Origin of the sequence: Calothrix sp. FACHB-168 (assembly GCF_963889195.1) — a bacterium.
Classification (GTDB): Bacteria; Cyanobacteriota; Cyanobacteriia; order Cyanobacteriales; family Nostocaceae; genus Aulosira; species Aulosira anomala_A.
This window is the reverse complement of record NZ_CAWPNJ010000012.1, coordinates 16,937-31,989: the sequence shown is the minus strand read 5'-3', so window position 1 is coordinate 31,989 and position 15,053 is coordinate 16,937. Positions and strand designations below refer to the sequence as shown.

15 protein-coding genes are annotated in these 15,053 nt (G+C 42.7%); 8 read left to right on the top strand and 7 right to left on the bottom strand.

Annotation, left to right across the window (positions count from 1 at the left end):
- Nucleotides 1–191: 191 nt before the first annotated feature.
- A complete protein-coding gene (asnS, locus tag AACW45_RS05715) occupies nucleotides 192–1,583 on the bottom strand; it encodes an asparagine--tRNA ligase (RefSeq protein WP_190631959.1) in 1,392 nt (463 codons plus the stop codon).
- Nucleotides 1,584–1,762: 179 nt separating this feature from the next.
- Nucleotides 1,763–2,131, bottom strand: a complete 369-nt coding sequence (locus AACW45_RS05710; RefSeq protein ID WP_190631957.1) for a hypothetical protein — start codon at nucleotides 2,129–2,131, stop codon at nucleotides 1,763–1,765.
- 116 nt (nucleotides 2,132–2,247) lie between these two features.
- Between AACW45_RS05710 and AACW45_RS05705 the strand changes: the two genes are divergently transcribed.
- The gene (locus AACW45_RS05705; RefSeq protein ID WP_190543639.1) at nucleotides 2,248–2,538 is read left to right on the top strand and encodes a DUF6439 family protein; all 291 of its coding nucleotides are present in this window, start codon (nucleotides 2,248–2,250) and stop codon (nucleotides 2,536–2,538) included.
- A 78-nt stretch (nucleotides 2,539–2,616) separates the two neighbouring features.
- On the opposite strand, the gene AACW45_RS05700 is transcribed toward AACW45_RS05705, so the two are convergent.
- Entirely contained in the window at nucleotides 2,617–3,072 is a 456-nt protein-coding gene (locus AACW45_RS05700) for an ATP-binding protein (protein WP_190631955.1), read from the bottom strand.
- 425 nt (nucleotides 3,073–3,497) lie between these two features.
- Nucleotides 3,498–4,865: a 23S rRNA (uracil(1939)-C(5))-methyltransferase RlmD gene (gene rlmD, locus AACW45_RS05695; protein WP_190631952.1), complete on the bottom strand. Its 1,368-nt coding sequence runs from the start codon at nucleotides 4,863–4,865 to the stop codon at nucleotides 3,498–3,500.
- 201 nt (nucleotides 4,866–5,066) lie between these two features.
- Between rlmD and apcD the strand changes: the two genes are divergently transcribed.
- The 4 genes from apcD (at nucleotide 5,067) to AACW45_RS05675 (ending at nucleotide 7,730) form a co-directional block, all read left to right on the top strand.
- Complete coding sequence (gene apcD, locus AACW45_RS05690) at nucleotides 5,067–5,552, top strand: allophycocyanin subunit alpha-B (RefSeq protein ID WP_096644945.1); 486 nt, start codon at nucleotides 5,067–5,069, stop codon at nucleotides 5,550–5,552.
- A 124-nt stretch (nucleotides 5,553–5,676) separates the two neighbouring features.
- On the top strand, nucleotides 5,677–5,808 hold the full coding sequence (locus AACW45_RS05685; RefSeq protein WP_339385074.1) for a hypothetical protein: 132 nt from the start codon (nucleotides 5,677–5,679) through the stop codon (nucleotides 5,806–5,808).
- 299 nt (nucleotides 5,809–6,107) lie between these two features.
- Nucleotides 6,108–6,770, top strand: a complete 663-nt coding sequence (locus AACW45_RS05680) for a hypothetical protein (protein WP_190631950.1) — start codon at nucleotides 6,108–6,110, stop codon at nucleotides 6,768–6,770.
- 234 nt (nucleotides 6,771–7,004) lie between these two features.
- Nucleotides 7,005–7,730, top strand: a complete 726-nt coding sequence (locus tag AACW45_RS05675; protein ID WP_190631948.1) for a chromophore lyase CpcT/CpeT — start codon at nucleotides 7,005–7,007, stop codon at nucleotides 7,728–7,730.
- 60 nt (nucleotides 7,731–7,790) lie between these two features.
- On the opposite strand, the gene AACW45_RS05670 is transcribed toward AACW45_RS05675, so the two are convergent.
- The 3 genes from AACW45_RS05670 to AACW45_RS05660 form a co-directional block, all read right to left on the bottom strand.
- Nucleotides 7,791–8,177, bottom strand: a complete 387-nt coding sequence (locus tag AACW45_RS05670) for a type II toxin-antitoxin system death-on-curing family toxin (protein ID WP_190631946.1) — start codon at nucleotides 8,175–8,177, stop codon at nucleotides 7,791–7,793.
- Nucleotides 8,177–8,374: a DNA-binding protein gene (locus tag AACW45_RS05665; RefSeq protein ID WP_190631944.1), complete on the bottom strand. Its 198-nt coding sequence runs from the start codon at nucleotides 8,372–8,374 to the stop codon at nucleotides 8,177–8,179. Before AACW45_RS05665 ends, AACW45_RS05670 begins: the two co-directional genes overlap by 1 nt.
- Nucleotides 8,375–8,557: 183 nt before the next feature.
- Nucleotides 8,558–8,812 carry a TIGR03643 family protein gene (locus tag AACW45_RS05660; protein WP_190631942.1) on the bottom strand — a complete coding sequence of 85 codons (255 nt, stop codon included), beginning with the start codon at nucleotides 8,810–8,812 and terminating at the stop codon, nucleotides 8,558–8,560.
- Nucleotides 8,813–9,083: 271 nt separating this feature from the next.
- Between AACW45_RS05660 and AACW45_RS05655 the strand changes: the two genes are divergently transcribed.
- The 3 genes from AACW45_RS05655 to purF all read left to right on the top strand — a co-directional run bounded on the left by AACW45_RS05655 (nucleotide 9,084) and on the right by purF (nucleotide 15,022).
- A complete protein-coding gene (locus AACW45_RS05655; protein WP_190631939.1) occupies nucleotides 9,084–9,338 on the top strand; it encodes a hypothetical protein in 255 nt (84 codons plus the stop codon).
- Nucleotides 9,339–9,479: 141 nt separating this feature from the next.
- Nucleotides 9,480–13,292, top strand: coding sequence for a phosphoribosylformylglycinamidine synthase subunit PurL (purL, locus tag AACW45_RS05650; RefSeq protein WP_190631937.1), 3,813 nt, complete (start codon nucleotides 9,480–9,482; stop codon nucleotides 13,290–13,292).
- Nucleotides 13,293–13,528: 236 nt separating this feature from the next.
- Nucleotides 13,529–15,022: an amidophosphoribosyltransferase gene (gene purF / locus AACW45_RS05645; RefSeq protein ID WP_190631935.1), complete on the top strand. Its 1,494-nt coding sequence runs from the start codon at nucleotides 13,529–13,531 to the stop codon at nucleotides 15,020–15,022.
- Nucleotides 15,023–15,053: the final 31 nt, after the last annotated feature.

The window sequence follows — 15,053 nt, the reverse complement described above, 5'->3', positions numbered from 1 at the left end:
CCACTACATCCACATCATATTTTTTGTGAAATGGTATCACGCAGAGGCGCAAAGACAAGCCAGTGCGTTGGGCGGCTTTGCCGACTTGTAGACACCCGAAGGGTGGCTTCCCGGAGGGTAGCAACTGGCGTGCAGAGAGAAGAGGGAGTTTTTGTATTCTCTTGCTTTACGCCTTTGTGGTTTGGAGTCAGTTAAAACTCAGCATTTTGTGGGGTACGAGGGAAGGGTATGACATCCCGAATATTTCCCATTCCCGTCATGAATTGCACAAGTCTTTCAAAACCTAAGCCAAAACCTGCATGGGGAACTGTACCGTAACGCCGTAAATCGAGATACCACCACAAATCTTCTGGTTTCATTCCTTGGGCTATAATGCGGCGTTCGAGAACATCTAAACGTTCTTCCCGTTGGGAACCGCCAATGATTTCACCAATTTTTGGCGCGAGAATATCCATTGCTCGCACGGTTTTTTCATCATCGCTGAGGCGCATATAAAAAGCTTTGATTTGTGCTGGGTAATCGGTGACGATGACAGGCTTTTTAAATAGTTGTTCGGCTAAATAGCGTTCGTGTTCTGATTGTAAATCTAAACCCCAACTCACGGGATAATCAAACTTCACATCGGCTTTTTCTAACAGTTTGATGGCATCTGTATAAGTCAGGCGTTCAAATTGATTATTAATAATATTTTCTGCCGTTGCTAACACAGAATTATCAATTCTTTGATTGAAAAATTCCATATCTTCCGGGCATTTTGCTAAGACATATTCAAATATATATTTGAGAAATGCCTCAGCTAAATCCATATCGCCTTCTAAATCGCAAAAAGCCATTTCTGGCTCAACCATCCAAAATTCGGCTAGGTGGCGGGAAGTATTAGAATTTTCGGCGCGGAAGGTGGGGCCAAAGGTGTAGACGTTACCAAACGCCATCGCCATAACTTCGGCTTCTAACTGTCCGCTAACGGTTAAATAGGTGGGTTTACCAAAAAAGTCTTGGCTGTAATCTACTGCTTGGTTGTCTGTGCGGGGAATATTTTTTAAATCCAAGCTGGTGACGTTAAAAAGTTCACCTGCGCCTTCGCAATCGCTAGCGGTGATGATGGGTGTGTGTACCCACAAAAAGCCTCTTTCTTGGAAAAATTGGTGAATTGCAGCCGAACAAGCGTTACGAACGCGGAAAACTGCACCAAAGGAATTAGTACGCGATCGCAAATGTCCAATAGTACGCAAAAATTCAAAGGAGTGGCGTTTCTTTTGCAGTGGGTATGTTTCGGGATCAGCTTCTCCGTAAAGTTTCAGCTTCTCGGCTTTGAGTTCAATTCGCTGTCCTTTACCTTGAGAAGCGACTAAAACCCCAGCGACTTCTACCGCCGCACCTGTATTTAAATTTTTGATAGTAGTTTCATATTCTGGGACATCCTCGTTAATCACAACTTGTAAATTAGCTAAGGATGAACCATCGTTAATTTCAATAAAAGCAAATCCCTTCAACTCGCGTTTTGTCCGCACCCAGCCTTGAACTAAGAGAGACTCATCAGGTTGACCACTACGTAATATTTCTGCAATGCGTCGGTTCAGCATCTTATACAACTTATTTTTAGCAACGTCAAGAATACGGATATTAGAGAATCTTAACAATTATCCCCAGTGAAAATCCAAAATTTCCCATAGGTTCAAGGGAGACAAGGAGGACAAGGGGGACAAGGAAGAAAATGGATTATTGACCATTGACCATTGACTATTGACCATTGACCAATGTTTTATCTCACCCAGGACTTTAATATCCAGCCTATGATAACGCCCATTCCCCCAAAGCGGACGGCTTGCCAGAAAGGTTTCTTGAAAGTACGCCAAGAAAATAACTGGCTTTCTAGATTTATTTCTAGCACTTCCAATTGCTGTTTAATCTGCCGTAACTCGGCTTTGATTTCTGAGGTGGGGTTTTTAGATTGCTGTAAGTCTTGACGACGCTGTTGTAGTTGTGCTTTGTGTTCCTTGTCGCTTTGTACTTGATTGTAACGTTCTTTTAAGGAAACAAGCGATCGCTCTACTTCTTGCAATTCCTGTACAAATTCTGAGTCGGAATTATCCTCTGGCGAAGAATGCGAAAACTGTTGAGGCGGCTTCATTTTGCAATAGTAAACTATGATTAAATGTGAGTCTGCCAATAGTCAATAGCCTAAATTTAGACTATCGATTTACTCAGCACTTAGCACTCAGCATTTAGTACTCAGCACTTAGAGTCATGTCTCAACCTACCCAGCTGCCCAAAACCAGTCAACTGAATGAATTTAGCACTTTGGAACTAGCCCAAGCCCTCATGGAGAGGTTAAGCATTTCCCCTAATGATTGGCATCGCCTCAAGTCTAACCGCAATTCTCGCGCACGGGAACAAGCCGCAGCCGCAATTGTCTTTCTTTTAAAAGATCAGCCACAAGAAGCACTGGCTAGATTAGAACAAGCCACAGGTTGGTTAGATCGTTCTATTTCCGCACCCCCCTGTCCGAGTCATGGGGAGAAGAAGTCAGCCGATTGATTTGAGAGGACAAAGAAGACAAGGAGGACAAGATATATAGGGCAAAAATATCAATTTTCCATGCCCAATGCCCTAACTTTAACGCCGCAGAGATAGCCGAGGTCGAGTTTCTAGCTGTTTGCAGAGTCTCAATTCTGTGCCTTTGCGGTTCCACTCTACCTGATCGAAAATTTGATGGAGAAGGCAAAGGCCTCGACCACTTTCGGCTTCGTCTGGTGGCAGATAGTCTACTGGATCGATGTCACAATCAGCATCGGCAACGGGTGCAAAGCCTCTGCCTTGGTCTGATATAACCCACCAATATTGATTATCTATTAACGAAAAGCGAACTACAACTGTTTTACCAGGATCGAGATTATTGCCATGTTTGGCTGCGTTGACTAAGGCTTCTTGCAGCCCTAGCCGCAGTTCTGCTTGTAGTTGTTCGGGAATTTCTGCCAAGAGTAGATCTAAGATTGGACACAGATAAAGGGTTGAGGCAAAACTAATAGTGCCCCAATAACGTCCAACTGGACGGAGCGAGATGGTAATCACAAGAGAAACCCCATAGCTTTCAGTTAGCTAGACATCAGTTTGCTAATCAGGCACCCTGATAAAAGTTGAGGTGGTCATGTTGCCTTCAAACTTGCGTCTTTAAAACTAAATATTGAAAATGCTAGGGAGCATTGACTCCACTTATGAAATGCTGATTGCTAAATATTTAAATCGGTTCAGAGAAAACTCTAAATACAGTCACTAACTCAAAAATGCTGGGATTTATAAATAGCATTTTACGTTATGTCTGTGGGCCGATTCACCATTGAAACAATCTGTTTCATAATTTTTAGAGTCTATGCAACGTCAGTTTTTTAAAGAAATTCAAACTTATTTTTAGCTTAATTCAATTTTAGCATTTTTACTATGCAATAGACTACAAATTTAAAATTTGAGTTTTTTGTCAAGGTGGTAGTACCCCTGTTTTAATGTGATAACACAAGAAAAGCAGCGGCTTCTACATGCGCAGTTTGGGGGAAAAAATCTGCTGGCTGTACTCGTTTGAGCGTATAAAGTCCATCTTGACAAAGTAATTGCAAGTCACGAGCTAGGGTAGATACTTTACAGCTGACGTAAACAATTTGGGATGGTTTCACCTGCCGTAAAGTTTCGATGACAATGCGATCGCATCCTTTGCGCGGCGGATCAAGTAATACCACATCTGGGACATTTTCCATCTGTGGCAGCAATTTTTCTACTGCTCCAGTGTGGAAGCTGACATTATTAATTCCATTACATTGCGCATTCAAAATTGCTTGTTGTACCGCCTCTGGCTGTACTTCTAGCCCGGTTGCTAGACGGACTTGTTTCGCCAAGGGCAAAGTTAAAGTCCCAATTCCACAGTAGGCATCCACCAACACCTCATACCCTTGAAGATTCAGCTCTGACTGAATTACTTGCAACAGTGCCTCTGCTGTTTCAGTATAAACCTGAAAAAACGTATCGGGTAGTATTTGGAATTCCAAATCAGCAAATTTTTCTCGCAAATATGGCATACCCGCAATACAGCGAGTCTCCCGTCCAAAAATCGCATTTGTGCGAGCTGGGTTGCGATTTAAGGACACTCCTACCAATTTGGGGTAGCGTTTTAGCCATTCTTGGGCTTGAGTTTCGATTCCTGGTAAATTCCAATCTTTAACTACCAAAGTTAACAAGATTTCCCCGGTGCGGCGTCCAATACGTAAACCGAGATGGCGAATTTGTCCTTGGTGACGTTGTTCGTGATAAATTTGCCAACCTCGATTTTGAATATCCTGCTTAACTTCAGCAAGTATGGGATTTAATCGCGAATCTTGGACGGGACATTGATTTAAGTTAATTAAATGATGGCTAGCTTTTTGGTAGTAACCCGCTTGTACCTGCCCTGTAGCTGATTTATCTAGGGGATATGTAGCTTTGTTGCGATATCCCAAATCAGAATTAGGGACAAGTACGGGATCTACAGGTGGTTGTTTAAAACCGCCAATGCGTTCCAAGGCTTGAATAACTTGATTGCGCTTGGCCGCTAATTGAAACTCATAATTAATATGTTGCCATTGGCAGCCGCCACATTTATCAGCCACAATGCAACTAGGTCGTTGACGGTGGGGCGATGGTTGCAATAACTGTTGCAACTTACCATGAGCATATTTCGGTTTAACATGTACCAACCGCACGATCGCGCGATCGCCTGGTACAGTATCGGGAATAAAAACTACGCGATCGTCATATCTGCCGACACCATCACCAGTGTCGCTCAAATCCGCGATCGTCACTTCAATTAATTCACCCTGTTGCCAAATTTTGTTAGTCATTAGTCATTAGTCAGTTGTTAGAGACGCGATAACCCTTGTCTGTACAAGTATCAGTTGTCATTTGTCCTCATCTCCCATGCCCCATGCCCCATGCCCCATGCCCAATCATGTAATTTCAATACATACCGGCTTTTAGCCCTTCACTTGTGTACCTCAGAGTCGTTAAACTAGCAAATAATATTTCGCGTGATTGCAATAATCATGACTGTAATTAGCCAAGTTATTCTCCAAGCCGACGACGAACTGCGTTATCCCAGCAGTGGTGAACTAAAAAGCATCCAAGCTTTTATGCAAACCGGTGTAAAACGCACCAGGATTGCTAGCACTCTAGCTGAGAACGAAAAAAAGATTGTTCAGGAAGCAACCAAACAATTATGGCAGAAGCGTCCTGACTTTATTTCTCCTGGTGGCAACGCTTATGGCGAACGTCAGCGTTCTCTGTGTATTCGTGACTTTGGCTGGTATTTGCGCCTGATTACCTATGGCGTACTTGCTGGTGACAAAGAGCCAATTGAAAAAATCGGTTTGATTGGCGTGCGGGAAATGTACAATTCTCTGGGCGTTCCCGTACCTGGAATGGTAGAAGCGATCGCTTCTCTCAAAAAAGCCTCCCTTGACTTACTTAGTGCAGAAGATGCAGCAGAAGCAGCACCATACTTTGATTACATTATTCAGGCAATGTCTTGATACAAAGTGTGCGCACTTTCAAGTAGTAGATTTTTTATCTACTGAGCGTGAGTGCTAAATCTCAGTACTCAAATTCGATAACATTCCTAATTTGATCATACTATCCCCACAACAGGTTGTGGCTGTGGCAAGTTCTCTGTCAAGTTATCAACCATTTGTGGGGAAATTTTATGGTTGGTCAACGGTCAATGGTCAACGGTCAACAGTCAACGGTCAACAGTCAACAGTCAACAGTCAACTGACAACTGACAACTGACAACTGACAAAACAACAAAAAACCGACAGTCTTTGATAAAGACTGTCGGCAAATATTGTGTTCCCTATTAATGACTCGGCTAGAGTTCAGTTATAAGGAAGTATTGCAGCTTGATCTTGGTTGAGAGACGATCTTAATCATGAGTGCTTGTGATTGTTATCACTAGATGGTCACAGCCCGTCTGTATCTATTTAAGCAATTGCTTGCGATTCCAAGGAAAAAGCACATCGCGACAATAGGAACTGTAATTTAAGTCACACAGTCTTAAATTATGTAAACATCGATTTAGATTCAGGAATATGCATCTTTACGCTAAAAATATCCTGATTGGCGCAATCCTATTAACATCATCTTTGGGTTGTGCAGCACCAATCAATAGCCAACCGTCCTCAGATGTTAGTGCTACACCTACAGCTACTGGGGTTCCAACCAGTTATAACTCAACCAACAATCGACCAGCCACTAAAACTGCCACTATTAGTGTAGAAGGGGAAAAAGTCCCTGTTACCCTCAAACTGTATGACCAATACAGCGATTTATTTACCACTTACTTTCCCGATAAAGAATTTATCGCTGAAGGTTTGAGTTCTGGTGAAGGTACAGGAGTCAGGTTTATTGCTAATTTTGGCGGTAGCAGAAATGAGAATGCTTATGTCCACATTGCTTTTTTAAATGATGTCAAAACGCTAGATCAATTAAAAAACTTTGTGAATGGTAAAAATGGTTTAATTGCATCGAATAAATGGCGGGTTGTTAACCGCAATCAAAAGGTTGCTTATCCTTGGGCAAAAGAAAAGATTGTTTTCAGTTACAGTAAAGATATAGTAGGCAGTCTGTACCTTGGGCAGCAAAACGGTAAGGTTTTCTATGTTATTACCCAGTTTCCTGTAGAATATGGTGATGGCTTTCCACCTAGAGCAGATTTAATTTTGCAGAATCTGCAAGCAACTGGTGTGAAATAAATTATGCTGCAAATATGGAAGTCATATCTAAATATTATTTGTATCAATTGCAAATAATATTGGCGGCTAATCAATTGATGCTTAATACCACAACATTGTTATGGTATTAAGCATTTGTTGTATTTTGATTTCATATTCAAAAATTTCAACAGTAGATTTATCATCCATATTCCTTTAAAATTTGCTTGATTTAATCCAGAATTGGTGAAGAGAGATTAACTGGTAATAGAGATAATGAATCAACTGAAGGCTTGCACCTTGACGTTTTTACTGGCTGGATTTGTGTTTCCCCAACAGAGTCTTGCTGCTAATGTACCACCGCTTTCAAACCAGCTTAAACAAGTAATCCAGTGGTTTACGGGAAAATTTGATAATTCTCAAAATGTAGCCAGCAATCCAGCAATACCATTGATTAATATGCGGAATTGTTCAGTACAATTAGCTGGTGGTGGGACTGATGGTACAGAAAGTGTTTATTTAGAACAGCAAAGTGCTGTATTTAATCGAGTCCGCTTTTATTCTTTTGGCTTAGGCAGTGGTACGATTAAGCTGGGTATTCGTAGCTTTATCAATTCCAGCAGTTTGAGTGGAATTTGCGATCGCCCTCCATCCCAAAGAATTATCAGCCAGGATAATCTCGCAACTGCTGTATGTAGCCTCAATCTCACCTATGAACCAAATCGCTATGTGGGAAATAATGCACCAAACGGTTGTCCGACAATCACCGGCGGTAAGGTAGTATCTGATGTTTCAATTCAAGCCAACAGCATCAACTCATTAGACCAAATTTTTGACAGCAGTGGTAAGTTGTTAGCTGGTTCACGTATAAATTTTCAGCGCCTAGCTACGGTTCCTGAATCTTCACCTTTAGCAGGATTTGCGATCGCAGGTACTGGTTTGATATTCCTAAACAGGAGAAAGCAAGCGGGAAACAAGGTTAAATCAGTTAAACAATCATAAAAATCAAGGGTGCTGATGCACCCTGTTATTTTTGGATATTTGAGAGAAAGTGCTGTGAAATCAAGTAAGAGGCGCGATATGCTGGCGAAGCCATTGAGTAAATTCATCTCGCCTCAACTCACCAGATGCTACTTGCAAAATTACCTGTTCTTGTTCATCTACTGTGGCTTTAATCTCAAAACCGTTCAAAATTAAGAAAACTTCCATTGCGGCGTGACCGATGCGTTTATTACCATCAATGAAAGGATGATTCTTGATGAGTGAAAAACCTAGCGCTGAAGCCTTTTCAATTATAGTTGGATAAAGTTCCTCTCCGCCAAAAGTCATTGTTGGCTGCGCTAAAGCTGATTCCAAGCTACCAAGGTTAGCAATACCTGCTGAACCACCAGACTGCTGGATGATGCGATCGTAAAGTTCTAGGACTTCTGTTAAAGTCAGATATCGCATTATGCTAGCCGCTTGTAAAGTTCAGCATTTTTATTGAGTACATAATCCATAACATCTTTAAACGATGTTTCTGGCTGATTGAGCAATTCTTCAACACCCATTAACACTAATTCTTCTACTGATATACCAAGACGAGTAGCTTTTTGTTGTAACTTCAGCAAATGATCATCGGGAATGTTGATTGTAATGGTATTCATGGTTTGATCTGAGGCTTGAAGATACCAATAATGTAGCACTGTAACTTATATCCCAAAAGCGCGATCGCACTTTTGGGAGTTTAGTTATGAGAAAGCGATCGCATCGAAATTATTGATAACTGCCAAATATTTCAGCAATTAATTTTACCATTGCCTTTAACTTTGTCCATCATACATTCATGTTCATGATTTTTGATTTTGTGACTTAAATCTACCTGCAATAAACTCTCGCTTATTTAAATGTTTAGTCTTACGTTTGGTAACTCGCTTTCGCCACATACAGAAACTGGATTCTTTCATTTGCTGTCGCATTAAGATAATTACCTGTTTCTCTTTTAGCCCAAATTGAGTTTCAATAACATCAAAAGGCGTTCTATCTTCCCATGCCATTTCAATGATGCGATCAATAGTTTGCTGATCAAAATTTGGTAACTTCATGATGAGAGCTTGTCAGGTCAATTCGAGCTATATCTATTTTACTTGAGGCGGCAGAGGGAGTAAGTAAAAAGTTGAATAAGGGTGTCTGCCGAGATATCCACAAAATAGGACAGGTTATAAGGAACTTCCAAATAAAAAAAATATTCCAATCATTAACTTACCAAACCCGCAAATTGTAGGGGCGGGGTAACCCCGCCCCTACAATTTGGCATAATTTATTTTTTGGAGTTCCCTAAACTGAAAACTTCGGTTTCTTAAGGATGGAACATAAATGATAAAACTCAAACTTGCTATTATTGCGATGGTAATCGTCATATTCTCTTTTCCCGCCTACTATTCTAAGTCGGTTCTCGATTGGGCAGCAGAAGCAGGTGGATTTGGTTCTTGCTCTTGGTGTTCCCAAACCCACCCTTTCTACATAGCAACAAACCAGGAAATAGCTGACTTTTTTACTCTTTGTTGTCTTACCGGAGGACTAATAATTTCCACCTGGGTTATGCTGCTCAATTTTGACAAGAATAATTGAGTAAGGGACAGATGGGTCAGCGTCTTTGCGCTACTGGCGAACTTCTCGGTTTAACCCAAGAGCAATTTATTGATCAGTTACCTGCATTTGCATCATTTAAACCGATAGAATAATGCTCTGTCCTTTTGGTGCATTATTTCCATGACCGCCAAATCCTCTGCTCCCTTTTCACCCAAAGAAATCGCCGCCGAAGGTTTGAAACCAGAAGAATACGAGGAAATTGTCCGACGGTTAGGGCGACACCCTAACAAAGCTGAACTCGGCATGTTTGGGGTGATGTGGTCAGAGCATTGTTGTTATAAAAACTCCCGCCCTTTACTCAAACAGTTTCCTACAACAGGCCCCCGCATTTTGGTTGGGCCTGGTGAAAATGCTGGTGTTGTAGATTTAGGCGACGGATTGCAACTTGCATTTAAGATTGAATCCCATAACCACCCCTCAGCAGTTGAACCTTTCCAAGGTGCGGCGACGGGAGTCGGAGGTATCCTCAGAGATATCTTTACAATGGGTGCGCGTCCCATCGCTTTATTAAATTCTCTGCGCTTTGGTTCCCTAGAAGATGTGAAAACTCAAAGGTTGTTCCAAGGTGTTGTGGCTGGGATCAGTCACTATGGTAATTGCTTAGTTGGTGATGAAACATTTATTTGGCGCGATCGCAATGGCGTCAATTTCGATAAGATTGGCAACTTTGTCGAATCGCGGTTGAGTGGAAATGTTACCACTCTAGAATTAGATGATGCGATCGCAGTTGAAACTCTTTCCTTAGATCCTGATACACACGCTAGTTGTTGGCAGCGTGTCCGGCGGATTTTCAAGAGACGCACTCAAACCCTGGTAACTATCAAGACAAATCTTGGTCGTACTCTCACGGTGACACCAGATCATCCGATGTTAGTCCAGTCCAAGGGTCAATGGGATATCTGTACTGCTCAATCTCTAAAAGTGGGTGATGAAATCCCCATTCTGACTGCTTTACCAGAAAGCGATCGCGCCGAAGAAATTCCCCCACTGGATTTAATATCTACGTTGAATCCAGAAGATGCCACTGGTAAAGATGTGTATGTGGAACTTCCTGGAACTTGGCAACCCACAGCAGAAATTCGCACCGCGTTGCGATTACTCGAACCTTCTGCGGTTAATCGTCATCAGTATTTGAAAGATGGTAGGCTACCTCTAGGATATTTTCTCGCCTTAGAATCCCTACTCAAAATATCCCGTAGCGAAGTCCGCCTGTTCCGTCGTGGCAAAGCCAATTATATGCGGGCGGTTATCACCCCTGATGAAAGTTTTGCACGTTTACTGGGCTATTACCTCTCAGAAGGATGTGTTTCTCAAAATGGCAACACCTATAAAATTATTTTTACTTTCGCTCTCCATGAAAGTGAATATATTGAAGATGTTGTCAGCGCTTTAAAACATTTGGGATTACGCCCATGTGTGGAAAAACGAACTTCAACAATTGCCGTTTATGCTACTTCTTGGCTGTTGGGGCATATTTTGAAAAATGTTTGGCAATGCGGTTCTGGTGCAAGTAATAAAGCTTTTCCCAGTTTTGTGTTCACATGGCCAAGTCATTTACAACGTGAAGCCCTCAAAGGTTTACTCAGAGGCGATGGTTCCTTAACTACAAAAACTCATGGCAATCATGCCAAAATCTCCTTTGCGACAACTAGCCACAAGTTGTTTGAGCAAACTCTGATGCTAATTCAAAATCAAGGCGCAATTCCTTACATTTATCAACGACCAGCATCAACAGGAGAGATAGAAGGGCGCAAGCATAAAAGATTACCATTATGGCAGTTAGAAGTTAACAACTTTGCTGGGTTAACAGCCTTAGCTAATGTATTTTCTGAAGAAAGAACGGCAGAATTAGCTACTGCCTTGGCACGCTATGACGGAACAAAATATTCTTTCCCTCGTTTCCGACAACCTGCAAATACCCTAGCAGTTGTCAAAATTACCAGCATAGAAACCAAAAACGTTGATGAATGCAATGTCTACGATGTAGAAGTAGATAATACTCATCTTTTCGTCACTACTTCCGGTATCGTCACCCACAATTGCGTTGGAGTTCCCACTGTTGGCGGTGAAGTGTACTTTGACCCCGCCTATTCTGGAAACCCCTTAGTAAATGTCATGGCGTTGGGATTGATGGAAACGCCAGAAATCGTCAAATCTGGCGCTTCTGGGATTGGTAACCCCGTGCTGTATGTCGGTTCCACCACGGGACGGGATGGTATGGGCGGCGCAAGTTTTGCTAGTGCAGAATTAAGTGATGAATCCATAGATGATCGTCCGGCGGTGCAAGTTGGCGATCCATTTTTGGAAAAGTCGTTAATTGAAGCTTGTTTAGAAGCGTTTAAAACAGGTGCAGTTGTCGCCGCCCAAGATATGGGTGCTGCGGGTATTAGCTGTTCGACATCTGAAATGGCTGCTAAAGGCGGCGTTGGGATTGAACTCGATTTAGATAAAATTCCGGTGCGGGAATTGGGGATGATTCCCTATGAATATCTGCTTTCGGAATCCCAAGAAAGAATGCTGTTTGTCGCCCATAAAGGACGAGAACAGGAGTTAATTGATATTTTTCACCGTTGGGGACTTCAGGCGGTTGTCGCGGGTACGGTGATTGCAGAACCGATTGTACGGATTCTGTTTGAAGGGGGAATCGCCGCCGAAATTCCGGCGGATGCTTTGGCAGAAAATACTCCCCTATATCATCGGGAATTGTTGGCGGAACCTCCCGAATATGCGCGTCAAGCTTGGGAATGGAAGGCTGATTCTTTACCTACCTGCAATACTGCGGGGATTGAAATTGATGGAAGTCTGCAAAGTTGGAGTGATATTTTGTTAACTTTGCTGGATACTCCTACTATTGCTTCTAAAAGCTGGGTTTATCGTCAGTATGACCATCAAGTACAGAATAATACGGTGATTTTCCCTGGTGGTGCTGATGCGGCGGTGGTGCGCTTACGTCCTTTAGAACCCCCCCCAACCCCCCCCGTAAACGGAGGGGGCAAAAAAGCAGTGGCGGCGACAGTAGATTGCAATCCGCGCTATGTTTATCTTGACCCTTATGAAGGTGCTAAGGCGGTGGTGGCTGAAGCTGCACGCAATCTTAGCTGTGTGGGTGCTGAACCGCTAGCGGTGACGGATAATTTAAATTTTGGCAGTCCAGAAAAACCTATTGGTTATTGGCAATTAGCAGAAGCTTGTCGCGGTTTAGCTGAGGGTTGTCGGGAATTGGCTACACCTGTCACTGGTGGAAATGTTTCTCTTTATAACGAAACTCTGGATTCCCAAGGCAATCCCCAGCCGATTTATCCTACCCCAGTTGTGGGTATGGTGGGATTAATCCCGGATATCAGCAAAATTTGCGGTCAAGCTTGGCAAAGTGTTGGCGATGGGATTTATCTTTTAGGTGTGCTGCCTACATCTGATGAGAATTTGGGCGCTTCCGAATATTTAGCCGCAATTCATAAAACTATTGCTGGTAAACCCACCAAGGTGGATTTTGAGTCGGAACGCCGGATTCAAAAAGTTTGCCGTGAGGGGATTCGTGCTGGTTGGATACGTTCAGCCCATGATTGTGCTGAGGGTGGATTAGTAGTGGCTTTAGCTGAATCTTGCATTGCTGCTAATTTGGGCGCACAAATTACTCTAGATATCTCAGCTAATCAATCAATCAGGTTAGATACTTTGCTATTTGGCGAAGGTGGGGGACAAATTTTAGTGTCTGTGAGTTCAGAACAACAAGAAATTTGGGAATCCTACTTACAGGAACATCTCGGTCAACAATGGCAAAAACTAGGCACTGTGGTTAATTCAGAGATGGGTTTGGGGGTCTTAACCTCTGATAACCAAACCTTAATAACCGCTAGTATCAACGATATGAGCGATCGCTTTTCTGATGCGATCGCTCGACGGTTAGCAGTTCAAATAACTACCCCTAGTTAATTCGTAAAATCCCCCCTATCCGAATTACTAACCTCAATTAGCATAATTACGGTACTGTTTTAATGGAGAGTTAAAGTTTTGTTAAGAAAACTCTAGCTCTCCACTCGCATCAATTTTGGATTGCGAATTTTAGAGACTGATACAAATTTTCTCAAATTTCTCAAATCTCTAAGACTGCCAATTTTGATATCGCCTAATCCCAGTGACTTGACACCACCACCAGGAGCAAAGCTAGCATGATTCCCTACGATTCCACTATGGATGACTACCCCCAACAATCAAGCAACCAAATCAATCAAGAAGATCGTCCCGACAAGCCAGAAGAAGCTTGTGGTGTTTTTGGTATCTACGCACCAGGAGAAGATGTTGCTAAATTAACCTACTTTGGATTGTATGCACTCCAACACCGGGGTCAAGAATCAGCTGGTATCGCCACATTTGAAGGTACAACAGTCCACCTCCATAAGGATATGGGGTTGGTGTCTCAAGTCTTTAATGAATCGGTTCTGCAAGAGTTACCAGGTAACTTGGCTGTGGGACACACCCGTTACTCAACTACAGGTTCTAGCCGCAAAGTTAACGCCCAACCTGCTGTAGTCGAAAGTCGTTTAGGAAAAATAGCATTAGCACATAATGGTAATTTAGTCAATACAGTGCAGTTGCGGGAAGAATTGCTGCAAAGCCAATGCAACCTAGTAACCACAACAGACTCAGAAATGGTTGCATTTGCGATCGCGGAAGAAGTCAATGCAGGTGCTAATTGGGTAGATGGCTGTATTCAAGCTTGTCGTCGTTGTCAAGGTGCTTTTAGTTTAGTGATTGGGACTCCTGATGGGGTAATGGGAGTACGCGATCCTAATGGGATTCGTCCCTTAGTTATTGGTGTATTAGCAGGCGAACCAGATCGTTATGTCTTAGCCTCGGAAACTTGCGGTTTAGATATCATTGGCGCAGAATATCTGCGGGATGTCCTACCAGGAGAGTTAGTTTGGATCAATGAAGAAGGTTTAACTTCTATTCAATGGCAGCAACAATCCCAGCGCAAGTTGTGTATCTTTGAAATGATTTACTTTGCGCGTCCGGATAGCCTGATGCATGAGGAAACTTTGTACAGTTACCGGATGCGTTTAGGACGAAGACTCGCAGCAGAATCGGCTGTTGAGGCTGATTTAGTCTTTGGCGTTCCTGATTCGGGGATACCTGCGGCTATTGGCTTTTCTCAAGCTTCTGGTGTCGCCTATGGTGAAGGATTGATTAAAAATCGTTACGTAGGACGCACCTTTATTCAACCAACTCAAACCATGCGCGAATCTGGTTTGCGGATGAAACTCAACCCGCTTAAAGATGTGCTAGCAGGTAAGCGAGTGGTGATTGTGGATGATTCTATTGTTAGAGGAACCACCAGCCGCAAATTAGTCAAGACTTTGCGCGAAGCTGGTGCTGTGGAAGTACACATGCGAATTTCTTCGCCACCAGTCACTCATCCTTGCTTTTATGGGATTGATACCGACACCCAGGATCAGTTAATTGCGGCGACTAAATCAGTAGCCGATATCGCCAAGCAATTGGAAGTTGATAGCCTCGCTTATTTAAGCTGGGAAGGAATGCTAGAAGCAACCAGAGAAGATACCAATAGTTTCTGTTCTGCTTGTTTTACAGGCGATTACCCTGTGGCGATTCCTGAGCAGGTGAAGCGTTCTAAGTTGATTTTAGAAAAGGCGACAGTTTAGGCGGTAAGGGAAGGGAAGGGGGACAAAAAAT

Coding starts and splice junctions, on each gene's coding strand:
- asnS (WP_190631959.1), bottom strand. CDS start 1,583: ATGCTGAACCGACGCATTGCAGAAATATTACGTAGTGGTCAACCTGAT.
- AACW45_RS05710 (WP_190631957.1), bottom strand. CDS start 2,131: ATGAAGCCGCCTCAACAGTTTTCGCATTCTTCGCCAGAGGATAATTCC.
- AACW45_RS05705 (WP_190543639.1), top strand. CDS start 2,248: ATGTCTCAACCTACCCAGCTGCCCAAAACCAGTCAACTGAATGAATTT.
- rlmD (WP_190631952.1), bottom strand. CDS start 4,865: ATGACTAACAAAATTTGGCAACAGGGTGAATTAATTGAAGTGACGATC.
- apcD (WP_096644945.1), top strand. CDS start 5,067: ATGACTGTAATTAGCCAAGTTATTCTCCAAGCCGACGACGAACTGCGT.
- AACW45_RS05680 (WP_190631950.1), top strand. CDS start 6,108: ATGCATCTTTACGCTAAAAATATCCTGATTGGCGCAATCCTATTAACA.
- AACW45_RS05675 (WP_190631948.1), top strand. CDS start 7,005: ATGAATCAACTGAAGGCTTGCACCTTGACGTTTTTACTGGCTGGATTT.
- AACW45_RS05670 (WP_190631946.1), bottom strand. CDS start 8,177: ATGCGATATCTGACTTTAACAGAAGTCCTAGAACTTTACGATCGCATC.
- AACW45_RS05665 (WP_190631944.1), bottom strand. CDS start 8,374: ATGAATACCATTACAATCAACATTCCCGATGATCATTTGCTGAAGTTA.
- AACW45_RS05660 (WP_190631942.1), bottom strand. CDS start 8,812: ATGAAGTTACCAAATTTTGATCAGCAAACTATTGATCGCATCATTGAA.
- AACW45_RS05655 (WP_190631939.1), top strand. CDS start 9,084: ATGATAAAACTCAAACTTGCTATTATTGCGATGGTAATCGTCATATTC.
- purL (WP_190631937.1), top strand. CDS start 9,480: ATGACCGCCAAATCCTCTGCTCCCTTTTCACCCAAAGAAATCGCCGCC.
- purF (WP_190631935.1), top strand. CDS start 13,529: ATGATTCCCTACGATTCCACTATGGATGACTACCCCCAACAATCAAGC.